Origin of the sequence: Novosphingobium sp. ERW19 (assembly GCF_012641315.1) — a bacterium.
Classification (GTDB): Bacteria; Pseudomonadota; Alphaproteobacteria; order Sphingomonadales; family Sphingomonadaceae; genus Novosphingobium.
The window spans coordinates 427,270-447,729 of the sequence record NZ_JABAIC010000002.1 but is presented as its reverse complement, the minus strand read 5'-3'; the positions used below and the strand labels follow the sequence as shown (position 1 = coordinate 447,729).

Genomic DNA, 20,460 nt, shown 5'->3' with positions numbered 1-20,460 from the left:
CTCAGGTACTTTCCATCAGGAAAAGGGGTTGGGAGTATGTGATCGGAAATGCATCCACGCCGATAAACGAAAGAACAGTCGGGATGCTGTAAGTCATGGTCACGGTTTTCTCGACCGTTCCTGCAATACGGGGCGTGGCAACATTCGTGACGGTGATCGCCAGACGCGAACTTTCCAACAGATAAGGGCTTTTGATCGCGATGGAGCGCAGATAGAATCGGATCTGATCGTTGGTAAGCTCATTCCCGGTCTGATAATTCACCACGGCGTAGCGCATCACGTCTGACGCGACCGAACGCATCGCGTTGTAGTTCTGCATGCCGATGCCGATCTGGAAGACGCCGAGCATCAAGGCGAGGATCGTGGGCGCGAGAAGGGCAAACTCCGTCACCACGGACCCTTGCTTCTGCCGCAGCAAGGCACGCATTGCCCTGATCATGCCCTTGGCGGTCATGCCTTGGTCCTCTGGCCGTAAAGAACATAGCGATTGACCTGGAGCGAAATGGTCGAGCCGAGGCCGAACTCTGTCCAGATCGGCACGAAATCGGATGTCAGCGTGACCTGCACATAGCGTGAGACATTATCGCCTGTCGCGCAGGTGCTTTCCAGTGCGACATAGGCGTTGGAGGAGTTGCAACGATAGGCGGCCGTCACGTTCACCTGTTCGGACTCCAGCCCGGCGGTCGCAATCACGACGTTCTTGAGCGCGGTCAGTTCGTCGGCCGTGTCCGGGTCAGTTGCAAGCGCGACGGATTCGGCGAGCGTCATGGCGCTCTGCAACTCGCTCTGCCGCGCAACGAGGCTGCTCACCTGATAGGCGCCAAGGCTGAACAACACCATGAGCGGGGCGATGATCGCCGTCTCCACGGCCATCGCCCCGCATGTGTCAATTGTGATGCGTTTCAGAAGTGATCTGGCTGCAATCATACGATCAGCTTCACTTTGCTGACTTCCTTGGCAACCACGGTGTCTTCGGTCACTCCGGGCGGACAGAATGAGCTCATGTTTGCCGTGCCGGAAATCGTGATCGTGTCAGCCGCGATCATCAGGCACTGGCTTGTGACCCTTGCTGTCCCCGTGAAGTCGATGCCGCTGTTCGGCAGGTAGATCGTGCCGTTGAGGACCGTAGAAGAGTCACCATTGATCTTGCTGCGGTCGGTGCCGGTTGAGGTGCGATCCTCAAAGACCAGCATGCCGGCAAGTGCGTTGGCGTTCGTCTCCGATACCCCACGGCTGACCAGTTCCGAAGCTTGAATGGCCGTGAGGTTAATGTTCGAACCGCCATTGATCTTGATGTACGCACCATTCTTCAGCACGAACATCACGCCGCTTCCAACCACGGCGTATTGCCCGCTGATCTCGACACCGCCCCCGTCAATGACGTAGACGCCGGGCGCAAAAGCCGTAGCGCAGGACACCTTGATGCCACCGGCATATGTGCCCGGCAGTACAGAGGCCAAGTCGGCGGTCGTGGTCTTGCTGATGTTGGACAGCGTCGTGGCCACCACCGTTTCCATCTTTTCCCAGACGATGTTGTTTCCCGATCCGTTGTTGGTCTGGGTCCACACCACTGTGGTCGTGTAGGTCGTGCCCGCCACCACGGTGTTTTCGACGATGACATAGCTGTCGTTGTTCTCGGTCGAATAGTCCTTCTTGGCGTTCTTGTTATTGCTGACCTGCTCAGTCGCAGTCTGCCACGTCGCACCCTTCCAGTAGGTATAGGTGACGGTTGTCTTCTTGTTGCGGTCGGCACGGGTGGTCGTAGTGCCCTGCACGCAGTAGTAGTTGCGCGCCACCTGGCTCTCGGCCGGGTTGGGCGGCGAAAGGTTGGCATAGGGATCGAACAGGCCTTCGAGGTAGTCGTGGACCTCGTCGTCCGTATGTGTGCTGAACCACTCGTCGATGCCGCCGCGGGATAGCACCCAGCCGGCATCGATGTCGGGATTGCCGTCAACCAGAATGGACGATTCCGAGGTCGAAAGGGCCGCGATACCGCACTTGGCCTTCAGCACGGAAGTGCCGCCGATCGTGACCGCGCCGCTGTCGTCTTCATCAAGTGCCAGCAGGCACGACGTGAAAGATGTGCCCGCCGTGTACGCCGCTTGTGCCGATGCCGTGACCGTGGTGCCTTTTCCGGTCAGAAAGCTTGAAAAGGGCAGGGTGTCGCGAACCGTCGCGCTCACCGTGACGCTGTTGTTGCTGCCACCGGCATAGCTCGACAACGTGACCGAAGGCGTTCCGACGGTGATGTCCGAAACGGTCGATATGTTGGCGTTGAATTCCTGAAGCGCCCGGTCCGAATAGATGGCGCGCGTTGCGCTCTGCGTTCGGGCCCACGCGCCGGCCAGAGCGGCCTGGTCCACGGCGAACTGCAGTTCGCGCTTCCACATGTACCACTGTGCGGTATCGACCGCGAATCCCGCTCCGCCAATGAACGCGGGCATGCCCAGGGCAAGGAGTAGCGTCGCATTGCCGCCCTTGTGCCGCGCCAGGCGCTTGCAAAGGTGGATCAATCCCGAGAGTGATCGAAATGCTGAGCGCATGCTGCTACCGTTATCTCATCCCGTCGGCGGCTGCCGATGCCAATCCCCGCGACTCGTTAAGTAGATTGTCGTGGTAAGTTCATCTTGAAGCCATCTGGTTGACGGCCCGTTAAACAATACGGGAATTGCGAGAGTTGTTTCTTAATGTCGAAGTTACCATCGGAACCCGCCGAAACCCTCGATATTTCGCGAAGAATTGCCCTTGCCTATGCTCCTGCCAAGGCGCGCCCGGCGTGGCTGGCGTTGTTCATGCTCGAGCAGAAACTGGCCGAGACGGCCCGCCCGGGACGTGAACCCCTGATGATCCAGTTGCGGCTGTCATGGTGGCGGGATCGCCTGAAGGAGAGCGGCGCGGCTTGGCCGGTAAGCGAACCGGCGCTGGCATCGCTGATGGCGTGGAACGGGCAGCACGGCCGACTGGTGGGTCTGGTCGACAGCTGGGAGGCTCGCGCTCTGGGCGAGGATCAGGAAGACGAATTCGCTCAGGCGCTGACCAATGCCTATCTCGCCTTGGCCGAGGTGCTCGCCGTTCGAGACACCGGCGCGATCGAGGCTCATGCACGTCATCTTGCGGGTCGGGAAACCCTCGGTGGGCGTAGGGGCGCATTGCCGCGGGCGATGAGGCCGCTTGCCGTGCTGTCTGCCATGAGGGACAGCGGCGGTAACCTCGGGAAGGGCCGCCGACTTGTCGAATTCCTGCGGGTCGTCCGCGCCGGAACGCTGGGCTTCTGAGTTCGTGCCAAAGCGGTAGCATCTACCCCTGCCGCGATAGCGCTGCGGCGTTAGACCCTTGATGACGGAGGGTCGGAGATGGTTCGTGTCTTGCTCGGTGGACTGGCTGCACTGATGCTTTGCGCTGCAGGCATATTCTGGTGGCAGGGGCGCGCTGAGACACGGGGAGGAGCTGCCCCGCCACTGCCGGTTGCCGAAGCCGCTGTCGCTCCGGAGAGCCTGCCGAGCGCCGATATCGAAGGGCTCACCGGTGTCGCCCCGCCAGAGGCAACCTCTGTCGGCAAGGAGACCCGCCGGTTCAATCTTGTCGACAAGGACAGGGACAACCGGATCAGCCGCACCGAAATGTTGAGCCTGCGCGCATCGGCGTTTCGCAAGCTCGACAAGGACGGCAACAACCTGCTGACGTTCGAAGAATGGGCCTATGTCACTGTCGACAAATTCAAGTCGGCCGACGGTAACGGAGACCTGTTCCTCACGCGCGAGGAGTTCGCCACGACGCGTCCCAAGGTGAAGCCCAAGCCAAAGCAGAAATGCTCTTGCAAATAGACTCTCAAGCCAGTGCGCTGATCCAGGGCGCGATGTCCGCCTTCGCCCGCTCGGTATAGGCTTCCTTGCGCGCCTTCTTCTTCACGTCGTGCAGGGGCGGGAAGAGGCCGAAGTTGACATTCATGGGCTGAAAGCTCTCGGCATCGGCATCGCCGGTGATATGCGACAGCAGCGATCCCAGCGCCGTGGTCTGCGGAGGCGGCGTCCAGGTACGTCCCGCGATTTCGGCAGCCGTCATCAACCCGGCCAGCATGCCGACCGAGCCGCTCTCGACATAGCCTTCGCAGCCGGTGATCTGGCCGGCAAAGCGGATGTGCGGCGCCGATCTCAAGCGCAGTTGCCGATCGAGCAGCGTTGGCGAGTTGAGGAAGGTGTTGCGATGCAAGCCACCCAGCCGCGCAAACTCGGCGTTCTCAAGACCGGGGATGGTGCGGAACACGCGGACCTGTTCGGCATGCTTCAGCTTGGTCTGGAAACCGACCATGTTCCACAGCGTGCCGAGCTTGTTGTCCTGCCGCAGCTGGACGACCGCGTAGGGCCAGCGGCCGTTGGGATGTTCGGGCGTGGCCCAATGCGGATTGTCGAGCCCGACCGGCTTCATCGGCCCGAAACGCAAGGTTTCCTCACCCCGCGCCGCCATCACCTCGATCGGCATGCAACCATCGAAGTAGGGCGTGTTGGCTTCCCACTGCTTGAATTCGGTCTTTTCGCCCGCCAGCAGTTCCTCGCGGAAGGCAAGGTACTGGTCGCGCGTCATCGGGCAGTTGATGTAGTCGCGCCCGTCGCCACCCATGGCCAGCGAGGCCTCGGCGCCCTTGTCCCAGCGCGAGGCCATCCACGCCACGCCCATGTCGATTGAATCGCGATAGACGATCGGTGCGATGGCGTCGAAGAAGGCAAGGCTATCGGCACCGGTCGCACCGCCGATGCTTTCGGCAAGCGAGGGGGCGGTGAGGGGGCCGGTCGCGACGATCGTCAGTCCCTCGACGGGGAGCGTATCGACCCGCTCGCGCACGATCTCCAGCGTCGGCAGCGCGCGCAAGGCGGCTTCGACTTCCGCCGAGAACACATCCCTGTCCACGGCCAACGCAGAGCCAGCGGGCACGCGCGCCTTGGCGGCCGCGGCCATGAGCAGGCTGTCGCACTGGCGCATTTCGTGATGCAGCAGGCCAACCGCGTTCTTCTCGTCATCATCCGAACGGAAGGAATTGGAGCAGACCAGTTCGGCAAGACCGTCGCCGTTGTGGGCAGGGGTGGTGTCGCCGCTGCCGCGCATTTCGGACAGGCGCACGCGAACGCCGCGACGGGCAAGCTGCCAGGCGGCTTCGCTTCCGGCCATGCCGCCGCCGATGATATGGACCTGATGCGTCATGCGCTTGCCCTTGGCATTGCCGCGCCGCTGCGGCAAGACCGTCCGCAGGGCAAAGGGAGAAGACGCCGGGTGCCGGGACGCGCATTGATAGAGAAACGGCCCTGGCTCGTCGCCAGTCTGATTGCCGGAACGAGTTACTGGCTGGCCGCAAAGGGGCAGGTGCCGGGCCTGTGGCTGATCGTCTGGAAAGGCGCCGGCGTTGCCCTGCTCGCGGCCTATGCCTGGGCGCATCATCCCTCGCGCAGCGCCCACCTGCTTGCGCTCGTCATGGCTCTGGGCGCAATTGGCGACATGGTGCTGGAAGTGGACTTCACCGGCGGTGCCGCGGCGTTCTTCGCCGGCCACATTGCCGCAATCGCGCTATATCTGCGCCACCCGCGCGCCAGCCTTTCAGGATCAGACAAGGCTGTGGCGGTGGTCTGTCTCATCGGCGTTCCCGCGTTGTCGTGGGCGCTTTCCGGCCGGATGGACGTTGCGGGCTATGCGCTGCTGCTCGGCGGAATGGCGATGGCCGCATTTGCCAGTGACTTTCCGCGCAGTCGCGTGGCGCTAGGTGCGGCGATGTTCGTAGCATCGGACCTGCTGATCTTCGCGCGGATGGGACCGCTGGCGCAGAGCGCGGTCCCGGGGCTGCTGATCTGGCCGCTCTACTACTTCGGCCAGTTCCTGATCTGCACCGGCGTGATCGCGGCTTTGCGGGCGAGGGGCGAGTTCGCTGCCGTCCGGTGAGGTTCAGCCCTGCAGGAGGGTGCGGGTCGCCGCCTCGACATCATGCTGCCGCATCAGGCTTTCGCCCACCAGGAAGGTGCGTGCGCCGCACTTTTCGAGGCGAAGGATGTCTGCGTGGGTGTTGATGCCGCTTTCGGCAACAAGCAAGGTGCCTTCCGGAGCCAGGGGTGCAAGGCGCTCGGTCGTGCCGAGATCGGTGACGAAGCGCTTGAGATCGCGGTTGTTGACGCCGATCAGGCGCGACTTCAGCCGCGCGGCCCGCTCCATTTCCGCTTCGTTGTGGACTTCAACCAGCGCATCCATGCCCTGTTCGCGGGCAGCCGCTTCGATCTCGGCCATCTGGCTGTCGGAAAGGCAGGCGGCGATGATCAGGATGGCATCGGCACCGATGGCGCGCGCCTCAAGGCACTGCCAGGGATCAACCATGAAGTCCTTGCGGATCACCGGCAGCGTGCAGGCAGCGCGGGCTGCGACCAGATAGTCCTCATGGCCCTGAAAGTAGGGCGCGTCTGTCAGGATCGAGAGGCAAGCCGCGCCCCCGGCCTGATAGGCGCGGGCATGGTCGGCAGGTGCGAAATCGGCACGGATCAGGCCCTTGGACGGGCTGGCCTTCTTGATCTCGGCAATCAGCGCATAACCGGTCTCCGCGCGGACACGCAGCGCCGCTTCGAACCCGCGCGGGGCGCTCTGCTTTGCGGCGCGCGCCGCCAGTTCGCTGGTGCTGACAGCGGCCTTGCGGGCGGCGACTTCGCTGCGCTTGGTGTCGCAGATTTCAGTGAGCTTGTCGGTCATGGCAGGGGCGCCTTAGCGAGTTTGGACGCATGGGGGCAAGTGTGTCCTTCGATACGCATGCCCCGCAAAGCGCGCTACTTCAGCGCGGCGATCCAGCAGTCTAGCAGGGCATTGGCGAGGCCCTTGTCGAGTGCCTCTGCGGCTTCCTCGATGCCCTCATGCCAGTCGCGCGCTTCACCGGCGACGATCAGCGCAGCGGCGGCGTTGAACAGCACGGCGTTGCGGTAGGGGCCTTCCTCGCCTTGCAGAAGCGCGCGCAGCGCGGAGGCGTTGAAGGCTGCGTCGCCGCCGCGAATGGCGTCGACCGGCGCCAGTGGCAGGCCGATGTCGGCAGGGGAGACGCGGCGCATCGAAACTTCGTCGCCCAGCACCTCGGCCAATTCATTGCCACCGGCAAGGCTCAGCTCGTCGAGGCCCTCGTCACCGGAGATGACCATGCTGTGAACGGTGCCCAGGCGGCGGATCGCTTCGGCATAGATCGGAACGTAGGCTGGCCTGGCGATGCCGACGAGTTGACGGCGAACGCCTGCGGGATTGGCCAGCGGCCCCATCAGGTTGAAGATCGTGCGGCGGCCCAGCGCCTTGCGGATCGGCATGATTCTGCCCATCGACGGATGGTGGCGCGCGGCAAAGAGGAAGCAGATGCCAAGATCGTTGAGCGTCGCCTCAGCCGTTTCGCCTGCGCGATCGAGATTGAGGCCCAATGCTTCGAGCGTATCGGCCGCGCCTGCCTTTGAACTCGCCGCGCGATTGCCATGCTTGGCAACGGGCACGCCGCAGGCCGCAACAACGAGGCTGACCGCCGTCGAGACGTTGAGCGTGTGGTGGCCATCGCCGCCGGTGCCGCAGACGTCGATGGCGTTGGCTGGCGCGTTGACCGGGATCATCCGCGCCCGCATTGCACGTGCAGCTCCCGCGATTTCGCTCGCCGTCTCGCCCCGGTCGGACAGGGCGGAAAGGAACTGCGCGATGGCGTCGTCCGCCACGGTGCCGTCGAGGATTGCGGCAAACGCGGCTTCGGCCTCGGCTTCCTCAAGCGGATGGGAAATGTCGGGCAGGCTCATGCTGGCAACGGGTTGGTCTTGATGCCGCACAGCTTGAGGAAATTCGCGACCATGGCGTGCCCGTGCTCGGTGGCGATGCTTTCCGGGTGGAACTGCACGCCGTGGATCGGCAGCGCGGTGTGGCGGAAGCCCATGACGTGCGTGTCGTCCGACTGCGCGTTGACCGCGAGGCAATCGGGAATGTCGGTCACGATCAGCGAGTGATAGCGCGTGGCGATGAAGGGCGAGGGCAGGCCTTCGAAGACGCCGGTGCCGTCATGGGTGACCGGTGAAGTCTTGCCATGCATCAACCCGCCGCGCACGACCTTCCCGCCGAAATACTGCCCGATCGACTGGTGGCCGAGGCACACCCCGAGCAGCGGCAGCTTGGCATCCGCCGCAGCGCCGACCAAATCAAGGCTCACCCCCGCCTCATTCGGCGTGCAAGGGCCGGGCGAAAGCAGGAACCCCTGCGCGCCGGTCCTGATCGCTTGCTCGGCGGTGAGCGCGTCGTTGCGCACGACTTCAACCTCCGCGCCCATCTCCATCAGGTAGTGGACGAGGTTCCAGGTGAAGCTGTCGTAATTGTCGATGACGAGGATCATTGGCCAAATTTCGCTTCTGTTGCCACCCGCACAGCCTCACGCGCCGCTGCGAACAAGGCGCCTGACTTCAGCTCGCATTCGCGCTGTTCGTATTCGGGATTGCTGTCGGCCACGATCCCTGCGCCGGCCTGTGCGTGGAGGACGCCGTCCTTGATCACGCCGGTGCGCAGGACGATGCAACTGTCGACCGAGCCATCGGGAGCGAAGTAGCCGACGCCGCCGGCGTAGGCACCGCGGGTTTCGGGTTCGAGTTCGGTGATGATCTCGCACGCGCGGACCTTGGGCGCGCCACTGACCGTGCCTGCGGGGAAGCCCGCGAACAGGGCATCGACGCTGTCGGCGCGGGTGGTGTCCAGCTGGCCGACCACGTTCGAGACGATGTGCATGACGTGGCTGTAACGCTCGACGGTGTAGCTTTCGGTGACCTTGACCGTGCCTGCCCTGGCCACGCGGCCGACATCGTTGCGGCCGAGGTCGAGCAGCATGAGGTGTTCGGCGCGCTCCTTGGGATCGTCGAGCAGGCTGAGTTCGTTGGCGCGGTCTTCTTCCGGAGTCTTGCCGCGCGGGCGGGTGCCGGCGATAGGACGGATGGTGACTTCGCCATCGCGGATGCGCACGAGGATTTCCGGGCTCGACCCGGTCAGCGCGAAGCCGGGCATGTCGAGGAAGTAGAGGAACGGCGAGGGGTTGATGCGGCGCAGGGCACGGTAGAGCGCAATCGGTGGCAGCGGGAAGGGCGCGGTGAAACGCTGGGCCAGCACGACCTGAAAGATGTCGCCTGCCTCGATGTAGTCCTTCGCGGCACCCACCATGCGCGCATAGTTGGCGGCAGGCATGACGGGTTGCGGGGTCACGTCCACCGCCTCGGCCAGACGGGCATCGGCCGGAACAGGCTCCGCCAGCTTGCGCAAGGCATTGTCGATGCGTTCGGCTGCGGCTTCGAGCAGGCGTTCTGGGGCGCCGCCTTCGGCCCAGACCGGGGCTATGGCGAACAATTCGTCGGACAGGCGGTCGAACACCAGCACCACCGTGGGGCGGGTGAACAGCATGTCGGGCAGGACGAGGTCGCTCTGCGCAGCACGCGGGAGCTTCTCGACAAGGCCGATGGTCTCGTAGCCGAAATACCCGACAAGACAGGCCAGCGCCGACGGAAGCGCGGCAGGAACATCAATCCGGCAGGCAGCGACAAGCGCCCTCAGCTCAGCCAGCGCGTCGCCGGGAAGCGGCGCGAAGGCGGCCTTGTCGTGCCGCCAGATGCGATTGATCTCGGCGCGTGTGCCGGTGGCGCGGAAGACGAGATCAGGATCGATGCCGAGCAGGCTGTAGCGCCCCCGCACTTCGCCGCCCTGCACGGATTCGAGCAGGAAATCGCCCCGACCGTTCTCCATGAGCTTCAGCGCGGCGCCCACGGGAGTCTCGGTATCGACAATCAGCTTGCGCCAGATCAGCGCGGGCTTTCCGGCAGACAGCTGCGCAAGCGCAGCCTCATGGTTCTCGGGGAGTGCGAAGGCAGTTTCGGCGAGGTCGGTGGTCATGCGATTTACTGTGCGTTGCTGCCGGTCAGCTGGTCACGCACGGCCTTGATCCCGGCGTCGTTGCGTTCCACCCCGACATCCTTGCGGATCGCGAGGCGGAGCTGCTCGGCATATTCGCCGCCAGCATCCTGCCCGAACGAGCGGGCGGCCTGCTGGAAGATCTGATCGCCGCGCTTGACCTGACCGAGGACGATGTCCTTGAGCGAAACGACATACCAGCCGCCGTTGTTCGGCCCCTCAAGCCGCTTGTTGCTGCCCTTGGCCATGGCAAACATCAGCGCAAGCGGAGCCGGAACCTGCCCCTGCATCTGGGTGAGCGCCTGACGCGGCAGGTCAACGGCCTGGGGCGCGGGCAGGGCGGCACCGGCGAGCTTGAGAGCTTCGGCCAGCGGCGTGCCCTTGTTCAAGGCGGCCAGGATCTTGTCGCTGGCGGCCTTGGCCTTGGCTGCACCCTGCTGGACGGCCCAGTCCCGGGCAACGACGCTCTTGATCTGATCGAGCGGGGCGGGCGTGGCGGCGACGAGCTGGCCGACATCGTAGATCGCAAACTTCTCGCCGGGCTTGATCTCTGCGAGCTGGGCTTCGCCTTCGCGCTCCATCGAAAACGCTGCCTGGACCAGAGGCGCGATATCGGCAGCGACCTTCTCGTCCTGCTTTCCGAAAACGCTGCCATTCGCGGTCAGCGGCGGCGTGGTCGAGACGGTCAGGTTGAGCGACTTGGCAATATCGGCAAGGCCGGTGCCATTGTCGATTTCCTGCTCGACTTGCGCTGCAAGGTCGGACAGCGCGGCACGGCGCTTCTCGAGGGTCAGGGCCGCGACGATTTCGGGGCGCGCCTGTTCGAGAGTCTTTCCGGCGTTACGCTTGACTGCGTCGACCTTCAGAACGTGCCATCCCAGGCCCGACTTTGCAGGCGTTGCCAGAGTGCCCGAAGCTGCGGCGAATGCGGCGTCCGCGACGGCACGTGACGTCTGGTTGGCGAGGGTGTCGCGCGTCTGATCGGCAAGCTTGCTGGCGACCAGACCCTTGGTGCGCGCGGCATTGTCGAGCGATCCGCTGGCGCCGACTTCTGCGGCCAGCGCCTTTGCAGCGGCCTCGGTCGGGACGATTACCTGCGTTACCGAGCGTTGTTCGGACGCCGAGTAGACCGCGCTGTTGAGCTTGTAGCGCTGCGCCACTTCGGCGTCGCTGGGCGCTGCCACGGTCTTCAGGCTCGCCTCGTCGACGATGGCGTAGCGGATCGTGCGGCGCTCGGGCTGCATGTAGCGGCTCTTGTTCGCGTTGTAGAACGTCGCAAGAGTGCTGTCAGCCGGAGGGGAAGTCGGCGCAAAGGCCAGCGATGGCACCGAGATGATCGTGCCGACGCGCTTTTCCGTCAGCAGAGCGGCATAGCGCTGCACGGCCTCGTCAGGCATCTGGGCGCCGAACGCTGCCGGCAAGAGCATCTGCCGCGCCAGCAGGCCCTGACCGAGGTCCTTGCGCACGTCCTTGTCGGTCAGGCCGCGCTGGGCGAGCAGCTGTTCATAGGCCGACTGGCTGAACTTGCCGTCAGGACCCTGGAATGCCGGGATCTTGGTGATCTCGCTGTCGATCAGGCGATCACCGGCCACCAGGCCATGTTCGCGGCCCCATTCGGCCATGGCCAGCCGGTCGGTCAGCCCGGTGAGCACGGTTTCCATGCCGCCGGCATCGAGGAACTGCTTCATCGTCAGGCCGGGCTGCTTCTGCCGCTCCTGCTCGAACGCATTGGTCAGCGCCTTGCCGAGTTCAGCTGTGCCGAGGCGATTGGAGCCGACCTTGGCAGCGCGATCGCCACCGGCGATTCCGCCAAAGCCACTGCCGGTGACATCGGCGCTGGCGAAAGCAAGAGCGATCAGGCCAAGAAAGATCAGGGCAACGGCGACGCCGATGCGCGACTTGAGGAACGAGCGGAAAAAGCCGAGCATTTGTGTAGTTCGTCTCTCGTCTGGGCACGGCAACGCACCCGAAGGTTCGGTTAGCGGTTGCCTTAGGAGGCAAACGCAATTCTCGCAATGGCTCCATGCCAACGATCGTCGCGCAACAGGTCGCCTGCGCCACGCGCGCCTGCGGCAAGTGGGTCTATGCCCGCTTATGCGATCAGGTGTTTTGCAGAATCAGTCCGGGTTTGATAGCCGCGCCGACGAAGCAGGGCGATGGATGCCCTGACAGACCGATTTTATCTGCGAATTGTATTTGCGAAATTCAGGGGAACGCGCCGATCATGCCGCACCGTCCTTATATTGTAGGCAACTGGAAAATGAACGGGACGCGCGCCATGCTCGCCGAAGCGCGGGCGATAGACCGTGCGGCGGGGCGCTATCCTGACGTTCAGGTCGCCATCGCTCCTCCCTTCACTCTGATCGGCGCCCTTCGCGAGGCAGTGAGCGCAATGGGGGTTGGCGGGCAGGATTGCCATGTCAACGCAAAGGGCGCGCACACCGGCGACGTATCGGCGCAGATGCTGGTCGATACCGGCGCCGACTTCGTGATCGTCGGGCACAGCGAGCGCCGCAAGGACCACGGCGAAAGCGACGTCCTGATCAAGGCGAAGGCCGAAGCTGCGCTGGCGGCCGGCCTCGGGATCATCGTTTGCGTGGGCGAAACGCTTGAAGAGCGCGATGGCGGGAAGGCGGAAGCAGTCGTTTCCGCGCAGGTCACTGCCTCGATGCCCGATAGCGATGCTGCGGCGGACGCGGTAGCGTCGGGTAAGGTGGCGGTTGCCTATGAACCGGTGTGGGCGATCGGTACCGGACGCGTCGCCGAAGTGGCCGACGTTGTCGCCATGCATGCGCAGATTCGCCAGCAACTGCTTGCTCTCTACGGCGATGCCGGTGCGAAGGTGCGCATCCTTTACGGCGGTTCCGTCAACGCCGGCAACGCACGTGACCTGTTGGCTGCAGAAGGCGTGGGCGGTGCGCTTGTCGGCGGGGCGAGCCTTACGGCTGAAGCTTTCCTGCCGATCGTGGCCGCCGCCGATAACGGAGAGGCTTGAGCGCGGCAACGCGCGGGTTGCGCGGACGCCGTAGCAAGCCTACATGCCGCCAAAGGTTCCCGCGCGGTATCGCGCACGAGGTGTGATTCATGTCGTTGTTCATTTTTCTTACCGTGGTCCAGGCCATTGTCGCCGCGCTGCTGGTGGTCGTGATCCTGATGCAGAAGTCGGAAGGCGGCGGGCTTGGCGTGGGCGGAAGCCCTGCCGGCTTCATGTCGGCGCGCGGCGCGGCTGACTTCATGACCCGGTTGACGACGATTCTCGCAACGGCGTTCGTCGTGCTCAGCATTGCTCTGGCAGCGCTCGCGGTCGGCACGAACTCGAGCCGTGAGATCGATACCTCGCTTGAGCGTAACACGCCCGTGCAGAACGCGCCGGCCAATGACCCGCTGGCTCCGGCCCAAGGCGCGCAGCCTGGCGCGGCTCCCGCCCAGCAGGTTCCGGCCCCGGCCAACGATCCGCTGAACGGCGCCGCCGGCCAGTAACTCGAATACTAAAAAGCGGCCCGCCGCCCCGCGACCGGACAGGTCGCGGGTCGGCTGTCGTTTTGCTTTCGTCCACGGCTTGTGGATTGCGGCGAAGATTGCAGCCGCAACCGCTTGCCTAATTGCAACTTCTGACGCTAAGGCCCGAATCCCATGGCGCGGTACATTTTTATCACCGGCGGCGTGGTTTCCTCGCTCGGCAAGGGACTCATGGCAGCAAGCTTGGCGGCTTTGCTGCAGGCACGCGGTTTTCGCGTGCGCATCCGCAAGTTCGATCCCTATCTGAACGTCGATCCGGGGACGATGAGCCCCTATCAGCACGGCGAAGTCTACGTGACTGACGACGGCGCGGAAACCGATCTCGACCTTGGTCACTACGAACGCTTTACCGGCGTTTCGGCACGCCAGGCGGACAACATCACCTCGGGACGCATCTACCGCGATATCATCGCGAAGGAGCGCCGCGGCGACTACCTTGGCGCGACGGTGCAGGTGATCCCGCACGTGACCGACGCGATCAAGGACTTTGCGCAGGCCGAAACCGAGGATCTGGATTTCGTGCTGTGCGAGATCGGCGGGACGGTGGGCGACATCGAAGGCTTGCCTTTCATCGAGGCGTTGCGCCAGATGCACAACGAACTCGACCGCAACGATACCTGCTTCGTCCACGTCACGCTGGTGCCCTACATCGCAGCGGCCGGTGAATTGAAGACCAAGCCGACGCAGCATTCGGTGCGCGAACTCACCGGACTTGGCATTCAGCCCGACATTCTCCTGTGCCGCTGCGAGAAGCCGCTGCCCGAGAGCGAGCGCGCCAAGATCGCGCAGTTCTGCAACGTGCGGAAGTCTGCGGTCATCCCGGCGCTCGATGCTTCGAGCATCTATGCCGTGCCGCTGCAGTATCACGCCGAGGGCCTCGACAGTGAAGTGCTGCGCCACTTCGGCCTGACCGCGCCCGAGCCTGACCTGACGCGGTGGGACGACATCGTCGATCGGCACCAGAACCCCGAGGGCGAAGTGACCATCGGCGTCGTCGGCAAGTATGTCGGCCTTCAGGATGCCTACAAGTCGCTCAACGAAGCGCTGGTCCATGGCGGCATGGCCAACCGGGTCAAGGTGCGGATCAAGTGGCTCGACGCCGAGCTGTTCGAGAAGGACGATGCGGAAATCGCAGCGCATCTCGAACCGATGCACGGCATCCTCGTGCCGGGTGGCTTTGGCGAGCGTGGCACCGAAGGCAAGATCGCGTCCGTCCGTTTCGCGCGAGAACGCAAGGTGCCGTTCTTCGGCATCTGTCTCGGCATGCAGATGGCCTGCATCGAAGGTGCGCGCAACACGGCCGGGATTGCCGGCGCTTCGTCCACCGAATTCGGGCCGACCGATGAACCTGTGGTCGGCATCATCACCGAATGGATGACTGCCGAGGGCCTCGAGAAGCGTTCCGAAGGCGGCGATCTGGGCGGCACCATGCGGCTTGGCGCCTACGAGGCGAAGCTTGCCGGCAACAGCCATGTCGCCAACATCTATGGTGCAAGCGAAATCAGCGAGCGCCATCGCCATCGCTACGAAGTGAACGTCGCCTACAAGGAGCGGCTCGAAAAGGGCGGTCTGGTTTTCTCGGGCATGTCTCCCGATGGTCTCCTGCCGGAAATCGTCGAGCGCCCCGATCACCCCTGGTTCATCGGCGTGCAGTTCCATCCGGAGCTCAAGAGCCGTCCGTTCGAACCCCATCCGCTGTTTGCGGGCTTCATCGCTGCGGCGGTCAAGCAGGCGCGTCTGGTCTAAAGGTCCTTAAAGGGCTGGCAATTCCGAGGTTTCCCTGATTATCTGCGCGGCAGCAATCTGGGGGACCTCGACATGGATGCGGCCAAGCTGGCTGAAGCGCTGACGGCACAAAGTCTTTTCGCGGACTGCGAACCGGCCGAGCTGTCCGATATCATCGCGCGTGGCCAGGTTCGCCAGTTCAAGCCGGGGCAGGAACTCATGGCGCAGGGTGAAGAGGGCAAGACCCTGTTCATCGTGCTCAAGGGCCTCGCGCGGGTCAGTATGCTGGCGGCAAACGGGCGCGAGATCATCCTCGACTATGCCGAGCCCGGCCATGTCCTGGGCGAGATCGCCTTTCTCGATGGCGGGGATCGCACCGCCACGGTCGAAGCGATCGAACCGGTCGAGGCGCTGATCCTTACCCGGGGAGCCTTTGCCGATATCATCGACAAGCACAAGGGACTGGCCCTGCGCCTGCTCAAGGCGATGGCGCGCCGGCTGCGGCAGAACAACGCCGTGATCGAGGCCGACCGGGCTTACACATCGGGGCCGAGGCTGGCCCGTTTCCTGCTGCGGCTGATGATGGGCGATACATCCGACGCCGGCAATCAGCTCAAGATTGCGCTGAGCCAGGGCGAACTCGGCAACTTTGCCGGCATGTCGCGCGAACAGATCAATCGCCAGCTTTCCGCGTGGGTCGACAATGGCATCATTGCCCTGAAAGGCGGGCGCGTGACCATTCTTGATCGCGAGGCGCTGATCGACGTGGCCGAAGCCTGGTGATGCGGAAAGAGCGGACCGATGTGGTCCGCTCTTCCATGCTTTTCTTTACCGAGAAAGATCAGGCGGCGGCGGTGTTGTCACCTTCGATCACCTTGAGCTGGTTCTGCGCGCCGATCAGGACCTTCTTGGGCTTCATCGCCTCGGGCACTTCACGTACGAGATCGATGGTCAGCAGGCCGTCGGCAAGGTCTGCCGCTTCTACCCGGACGAAATCGGCCAGTTCGAAGCGACGCTCGAACCCGCGGTTGGCGATGCCGACATGCAGGAATTCGCGATCCTGCGGTTCGGGGCGCTGGCCCTTGACCACCAGCAGGTTCTGCTGGGCGGTGATGTCGATGTCTTCGGCCTTGAACCCGGCGACTGCCAGCGTGATGCGGTAGGCATCCTCGCCGCTACGCTCGATATTGAAGGGCGGATAATTGTCGCCGGCATTGGCGCGGGCCTGGCGTTCGAGCAGGTCGAACAGCCGGTCGAAGCCCACGGTGGTGCGGCGATAGGGGGTAAAGTCAAAACGGTTCATGGCAATATCCTCTGATTGAGCAATCTGCACTTGCCTTTGCGAACCCGGAACCCGGCACCCGCATTGGCGGTTTTACACTCGTATTCGTGATCACGCCCGACTTGCGGCGCATGACACGAAAACCCATGTGTGTTAGCGAAAACCGCTTTTCAAGACCCAGATAGAGGTACCGATGTCCGATACGCCCAAGGTCGAAGTCTATACAAAGTGGGGCTGCCCCTACTGCATGCGTGCCAAGCAGTTGCTCGACAGCAAGGGCGTTTCCTATGAAGAGTTCGACGTGACGATGGGTGGCCCCAAAAAGGCCGAAATGCTCGATCGCGCCCCCGGTCATACCACTGTGCCCTCGATCTTCATTGATGGCATTCACGTCGGCGGTTCCGACGATCTTGCCGCGCTCAACGCGCAAGGCAAGCTGGACATGATGCTCGGAAAGTGAGTGCCGCGGAAGTCCGGCCGGTAAAGATCGCGCTGTTCCAGATGACCAGCGGGATCGATCCGCTGGCCAATGCAGACGCGATAGCGGGCGCCGCGCGAAAGGCGGCGGACGAGGGGGCGGCGATGGTGTTCACCCCCGAGATGTGCGGGCTGCTCGATCGTGACCGGTCAAGGGCAACCCGGCACATCGTGCCCGAAGCGGACAACCCGGTCCTTGCCGCCGCGCGGTCTGCGGCACGTGATCTGGGGCTGTGGATCGATCTCGGGTCGCTGGCGGTGCTGCGCGATGACGGCAAGTGGGCCAATCGCGCCTTCATCATCGATTCCGACGGTGAGATTTCGGCGCGCTATGACAAGATCCACATGTTCGATGTCGATCTTGCAACGGGCGAGACCTGGCGCGAATCTGCCGCTTACACGTCGGGCGATGCGGTGGTGACGGTCGAGACACCGCTTGGCCGCCTCGGCCTTGCCATCTGCTACGACATCCGCTTTCCGGCCCTGTTCGAGGAACTGGGCCGCCGCCGTTGCGACGCGATCCGCATTCCGGCTGCATTCACCGTGCCGACCGGCAAGGCGCACTGGCACCTCCTGCAGCGAGCCCGCGCCGTGGAAGCCAGCGCCTGGGTCATTTCGGCAGCACAGGGCGGTGAGCATCAGGACGGCCGCGAGACCTTTGGGCACTCGCTCGTGGTCGATCCTTGGGGCGAGGTTGTCTACGATGGCGGAGAGGGCAGTTCGCTGGGCTTCGCCATTATCGATCCTGCCCGAACGGGCGAGGTTCGAGCGCAGCTTCCCAGTCTTGCCAACAAGCGCGAAATCCCTAGATCGGCGGCATGATTGTCTTTGATCTGCAATGCGGGCCGAACGGACACCGCTTCGAGGGCTGGTTCGGCTCCTCGCAGGACTATGAAAGTCAACAGGCAAGGGGGCTGGTATCTTGTCCCTCATGCGGATCGCCTGATGTCAACAAGGCAGTGATGGCGCCCAATGTTGGCCGCAAGGGCAACCAGCTTGCGGCAACTGCTCCGGCAAAGCCTGCGGAATCGGCGCCCGTCGCCAATGTCCCGCTGCCGCCAGAGGCCGTGGCTATGCTCAAGGCCGTCGCTGCGATTCAGGCCGAGGCGATCAAGTCATCGACCTGGGTGGGGGACAAGTTCGCCGAGGATGCCCGCGCGATGCACTACGGCGAAAAGGATGCAGGCGCCATCCACGGCCGCGCGACGCCCGATGAGGCGCGCGAACTGCTTGACGAGGGCATTGCGGTCGCCCCCTTGCTCATTCCCGTGGTGCCCCCGGAAGAAGCCAACTGAAAGAGCGTTGCCAGCGCCCACGCCCCTGCCTAAAGGAATGCGCGGGCGCCCGTAGCTCAGCAGGATAGAGCACCAGATTCCTAATCTGGGGGCCATGGGTTCGAATCCCGTCGGGCGCACCACTTTTCGATAGCATTGGCGGCATGCCCGTAGTTCGCGAGAATTTCGAGGTCCCTGCCTGCGCGGCGACGCGGCCCTTTTTTGTTTTACGCAGAGACGCGGAGATGGAAAGGGAGACGCGGAGGAGAGAAGAGAGTTTGAGGCGGCTGCGCCGCAGGCGCCTTCCCAAGGACTCTGCGTCTCTCCTTCTTCCTCTGCGTCTCTGCGTGAACCATTCCACGCTCGATACAAAAAAGCATCCGCTGGCGAGTGCGGACGGTAACGCCGAGGGGAAGCTGACAGATCGCGCGACCGGTGCGGTGCCGTTGCGGCACGCGCGGGATGGGGCGCGGGACCGCTTGCGAGTGGCCGGGGGGCGGTTCCGAACCCCTGATCGGCTCAGCCTGAGGGCGGACATATGTGAAAGGACGAAGCTTTGGCAGCGGCTCGCGGGCTGCCTTGGCTTCTGGCAAGCGGCTGTGTGAAAAGAACCTGTCGTTTGTGCTGACACAGTCGCACAATCATGGCGGGTTCCGCATCCGCAGCGTCGCTCAGGGTTCGGCGCCGTGCTATCAGCCCTGGGGTGTCCTGTCTGTCCTTGGGTAACGACAGGTCTTGCCCGGTGGGTCTTGGGCTTTACGCCCCGCATTGAACCCACGCGCACCTGCCGCACCGATCGCGCCGGAAGCATCGGCACACAGCGTCAGCTTCCGAAGGAGAGGAGCGGGTTGGCCTTGTGCCCTCTCCTGACCTGTGGGCGGGGCATATAACCTATATGGTTCGTTTTGTCAAGTGCTCGCCCTCCCATCCTTCCGTCATCCCGGGCTTGGCCCGGGAACCCGCTTCCTTGTTGCGAGACCGTGCAGGAAGAAAAGCGGGCCCCCGGGTCAAGCCCGGGGCGACGGGGGTGTTTGGGTTGGTGGTCAGTGGGTGGTGGGCAGATGGCGTTCCCGTCTGTGCGGTTTTGCCGATTGTGCTGCGGGTGGAGGTGAAGGTTCTTGAAACGGCGTGGGATTTGTGATTCAGTCATGACATGAAAAGCCGTCGTCCCCTTCTTCCGAAAGACAGCCTTGCGCAGTCCATGGCGCTGGTCGTGCTGCTTGTGCTTGCTGCGGTCGGCGTGGCAGGCCCAAGCGGTCTGCTGGCCTGGGGCGAGAATGCACGGGTGCTCGAACAGCGGCAGAAGGAGATCGCTTCGCTGACGGCTGAGCGGGACCGGATGAAGAACCGGGTCGATCTGCTCGATCCTCGCCACGCTGACCCCGATCTTGTGGGGGAATTGCTGCACAGCAATCTCAACGTGACGCATCCTGACGACGTGGTGATGCAGCTCAAGGATTGAGCCGATCCTCGCCATGGCGGCGGAAGTTTACCGCTGCTTGAGGAACATTGCGTCGCTGTAGCTGCCTTCCATGCGCGCATTGTCAGGCCCGTAGAGCAGGGTCATCGGATCGGCGCGGGTGAAGCGCAGGGATCGTGCATGGTAGCGCGCTGCGACGGGCGTATCGCAGAAGCGGAAGTGCGCGTTCCAGATCGTCAGCCAACCACCCGGGGCGAGATGGCGGTCCAGTGCGGAAACCGTCTGCGCAAAGCGGGCAAACGGCAGCAGGGTGGAGCAGGACGCGGGAGCCTGGCTTTCGAGGGTGCCGTGCCGAAACACCGCCATGGCCAGGATGGCGTCGAATGTATGGCCTTCAAGCATCCCGACGTCGGCGGCCTCGATGTAGGAAATGTTGGGATCGGGATGCAGCGCAAGATGGGCCCTGGCGATGCGGATCATCGCCGGATTGGGGTCCAGCCCGACAATGCGGGCCTTGGGGAACCACCGCCGCAAACTGCGAACTTCGCTGCCATCGCTGCATCCGAAGGAGAGGATGCGGGGGGCATCGAGAGTCCACAGATGCGCGTCGAGCGCGGTGAATATTTCGGGGTAGCGATCCTCGCAAGTGGTTGGCCATGGTTGCAGGATGGCGTTGGAATGGGTGCGCTTCATGCGGGCGATGGCGCGGCGATCAGGGTCTGCCAGATCTCTGATCCGGTCGATCGCCGAACGCACCTGTGGAACTGCAAGCAGCCCGGTGCGTAGGGACGATATCAGGGTTGAACCGCTTGCCATGGTGTCGGGATTGCGGTTGAATCCGCCAC

Annotated in this window: 22 protein-coding genes and 1 tRNA gene; 12 read left to right on the top strand and 11 right to left on the bottom strand. The window is 63.7% G+C overall.

Annotated features, from left to right (window positions below):
- Nucleotide 1 precedes the first annotated feature (1 nt).
- The 3 genes from HGI46_RS05500 to HGI46_RS05490 are packed head-to-tail and all read right to left on the bottom strand — an operon-like array spanning nt 2 to nt 2,513.
- Nucleotides 2-454 (bottom strand): TadE family protein, encoded by a 453-nt coding sequence (locus tag HGI46_RS05500; protein ID WP_118073767.1) that lies wholly within the window; start codon nt 452-454, stop codon nt 2-4.
- A complete protein-coding gene (locus tag HGI46_RS05495; protein WP_206065546.1) occupies nt 451-873 on the bottom strand; it encodes a hypothetical protein in 423 nt (140 codons plus the stop codon). Before HGI46_RS05495 ends, HGI46_RS05500 begins: the two co-directional genes overlap by 4 nt.
- Nucleotides 874-923: 50 nt before the next feature.
- Entirely contained in the window at nt 924-2,513 is a 1,590-nt protein-coding gene (locus HGI46_RS05490) for a TadE/TadG family type IV pilus assembly protein (protein WP_206065545.1), read from the bottom strand.
- Between the two features lie 174 nt (nt 2,514-2,687).
- On the opposite strand from HGI46_RS05490, the gene HGI46_RS05485 reads away from it, so the two are divergent.
- A complete protein-coding gene (locus HGI46_RS05485; RefSeq protein WP_168903402.1) occupies nt 2,688-3,275 on the top strand; it encodes a hypothetical protein in 588 nt (195 codons plus the stop codon).
- 78 nt (nt 3,276-3,353) lie between these two features.
- A complete protein-coding gene (locus HGI46_RS05480) occupies nt 3,354-3,824 on the top strand; it encodes an EF-hand domain-containing protein (protein ID WP_118073771.1) in 471 nt (156 codons plus the stop codon).
- A gap of 4 nt (nt 3,825-3,828) precedes the next feature.
- Here the strand turns inward: HGI46_RS05480 and trmFO are convergent, their stop codons facing one another.
- Nucleotides 3,829-5,196: a methylenetetrahydrofolate--tRNA-(uracil(54)-C(5))-methyltransferase (FADH(2)-oxidizing) TrmFO gene (trmFO, locus tag HGI46_RS05475; RefSeq protein WP_168903401.1), complete on the bottom strand. Its 1,368-nt coding sequence runs from the start codon at nt 5,194-5,196 to the stop codon at nt 3,829-3,831.
- On the opposite strand from trmFO, the gene HGI46_RS05470 reads away from it, so the two are divergent.
- Nucleotides 5,188-5,925 carry a lysoplasmalogenase gene (locus tag HGI46_RS05470; RefSeq protein ID WP_168903400.1) on the top strand — a complete coding sequence of 246 codons (738 nt, stop codon included), beginning with the start codon at nt 5,188-5,190 and terminating at the stop codon, nt 5,923-5,925. The genes trmFO and HGI46_RS05470 overlap by 9 nt on opposite strands.
- 3 nt (nt 5,926-5,928) lie before the next feature.
- Here the strand turns inward: HGI46_RS05470 and trpC are convergent, their stop codons facing one another.
- From trpC to HGI46_RS05445, 5 genes are all read right to left on the bottom strand, one after another.
- The gene (trpC, locus tag HGI46_RS05465) at nt 5,929-6,717 is read right to left on the bottom strand and encodes an indole-3-glycerol phosphate synthase TrpC (RefSeq protein ID WP_168903399.1); all 789 of its coding nucleotides are present in this window, start codon (nt 6,715-6,717) and stop codon (nt 5,929-5,931) included.
- 74 nt (nt 6,718-6,791) lie between these two features.
- On the bottom strand, nt 6,792-7,781 hold the full coding sequence (gene trpD, locus HGI46_RS05460) for an anthranilate phosphoribosyltransferase (RefSeq protein ID WP_118073775.1): 990 nt from the start codon (nt 7,779-7,781) through the stop codon (nt 6,792-6,794).
- Complete coding sequence (locus HGI46_RS05455; protein ID WP_118073776.1) at nt 7,778-8,365, bottom strand: aminodeoxychorismate/anthranilate synthase component II; 588 nt, start codon at nt 8,363-8,365, stop codon at nt 7,778-7,780. Before HGI46_RS05455 ends, trpD begins: the two co-directional genes overlap by 4 nt.
- Nucleotides 8,362-9,900: a chorismate-binding protein gene (locus HGI46_RS05450; protein ID WP_168903398.1), complete on the bottom strand. Its 1,539-nt coding sequence runs from the start codon at nt 9,898-9,900 to the stop codon at nt 8,362-8,364. The genes HGI46_RS05455 and HGI46_RS05450 overlap by 4 nt, the downstream gene beginning before the upstream one ends.
- A gap of 5 nt (nt 9,901-9,905) precedes the next feature.
- The gene (locus tag HGI46_RS05445; RefSeq protein ID WP_168903397.1) at nt 9,906-11,846 is read right to left on the bottom strand and encodes a peptidylprolyl isomerase; all 1,941 of its coding nucleotides are present in this window, start codon (nt 11,844-11,846) and stop codon (nt 9,906-9,908) included.
- 296 nt (nt 11,847-12,142) lie between these two features.
- Here HGI46_RS05445 and tpiA point away from each other — a divergent pair, with 296 nt between their 5' ends.
- The 4 genes from tpiA to HGI46_RS05425 all read left to right on the top strand — a co-directional run bounded on the left by tpiA (nt 12,143) and on the right by HGI46_RS05425 (nt 15,945).
- Nucleotides 12,143-12,913 (top strand): triose-phosphate isomerase, encoded by a 771-nt coding sequence (gene tpiA / locus HGI46_RS05440; protein ID WP_168903396.1) that lies wholly within the window; start codon nt 12,143-12,145, stop codon nt 12,911-12,913.
- Nucleotides 12,914-13,008: 95 nt separating this feature from the next.
- Nucleotides 13,009-13,398 carry a preprotein translocase subunit SecG gene (secG, locus tag HGI46_RS05435; protein WP_168903493.1) on the top strand — a complete coding sequence of 130 codons (390 nt, stop codon included), beginning with the start codon at nt 13,009-13,011 and terminating at the stop codon, nt 13,396-13,398.
- Nucleotides 13,399-13,551: 153 nt separating this feature from the next.
- Nucleotides 13,552-15,183, top strand: a complete 1,632-nt coding sequence (locus tag HGI46_RS05430; RefSeq protein ID WP_168903395.1) for a CTP synthase — start codon at nt 13,552-13,554, stop codon at nt 15,181-15,183.
- 72 nt (nt 15,184-15,255) lie between these two features.
- Entirely contained in the window at nt 15,256-15,945 is a 690-nt protein-coding gene (locus HGI46_RS05425; RefSeq protein ID WP_118073778.1) for a Crp/Fnr family transcriptional regulator, read from the top strand.
- A 58-nt stretch (nt 15,946-16,003) separates the two neighbouring features.
- Here HGI46_RS05425 and HGI46_RS05420 read toward each other — a convergent pair whose 3' ends face one another.
- On the bottom strand, nt 16,004-16,465 hold the full coding sequence (locus tag HGI46_RS05420) for an Hsp20 family protein (RefSeq protein ID WP_039332216.1): 462 nt from the start codon (nt 16,463-16,465) through the stop codon (nt 16,004-16,006).
- A 172-nt stretch (nt 16,466-16,637) separates the two neighbouring features.
- Between HGI46_RS05420 and grxC the strand changes: the two genes are divergently transcribed.
- The 5 genes from grxC (at nt 16,638) to HGI46_RS05395 (ending at nt 19,657) form a co-directional block, all read left to right on the top strand.
- Nucleotides 16,638-16,904, top strand: coding sequence for a glutaredoxin 3 (gene grxC / locus HGI46_RS05415; protein ID WP_118073779.1), 267 nt, complete (start codon nt 16,638-16,640; stop codon nt 16,902-16,904).
- Complete coding sequence (locus HGI46_RS05410; RefSeq protein ID WP_346766677.1) at nt 16,901-17,743, top strand: carbon-nitrogen hydrolase family protein; 843 nt, start codon at nt 16,901-16,903, stop codon at nt 17,741-17,743. The genes grxC and HGI46_RS05410 overlap by 4 nt, the downstream gene beginning before the upstream one ends.
- Nucleotides 17,740-18,216 (top strand): DUF1178 family protein, encoded by a 477-nt coding sequence (locus HGI46_RS05405; protein ID WP_168903394.1) that lies wholly within the window; start codon nt 17,740-17,742, stop codon nt 18,214-18,216. Before HGI46_RS05410 ends, HGI46_RS05405 begins: the two co-directional genes overlap by 4 nt.
- Nucleotides 18,217-18,261: 45 nt before the next feature.
- Nucleotides 18,262-18,338 (top strand) — tRNA-Arg (locus tag HGI46_RS05400).
- A 1,010-nt stretch (nt 18,339-19,348) separates the two neighbouring features.
- Nucleotides 19,349-19,657 (top strand): septum formation initiator family protein, encoded by a 309-nt coding sequence (locus HGI46_RS05395; protein WP_118073781.1) that lies wholly within the window; start codon nt 19,349-19,351, stop codon nt 19,655-19,657.
- Between the two features lie 27 nt (nt 19,658-19,684).
- Here HGI46_RS05395 and HGI46_RS05390 read toward each other — a convergent pair whose 3' ends face one another.
- Nucleotides 19,685-20,371 (bottom strand): class I SAM-dependent methyltransferase, encoded by a 687-nt coding sequence (locus HGI46_RS05390; protein ID WP_162896032.1) that lies wholly within the window; start codon nt 20,369-20,371, stop codon nt 19,685-19,687.
- Nucleotides 20,372-20,460 lie beyond the last annotated feature (89 nt).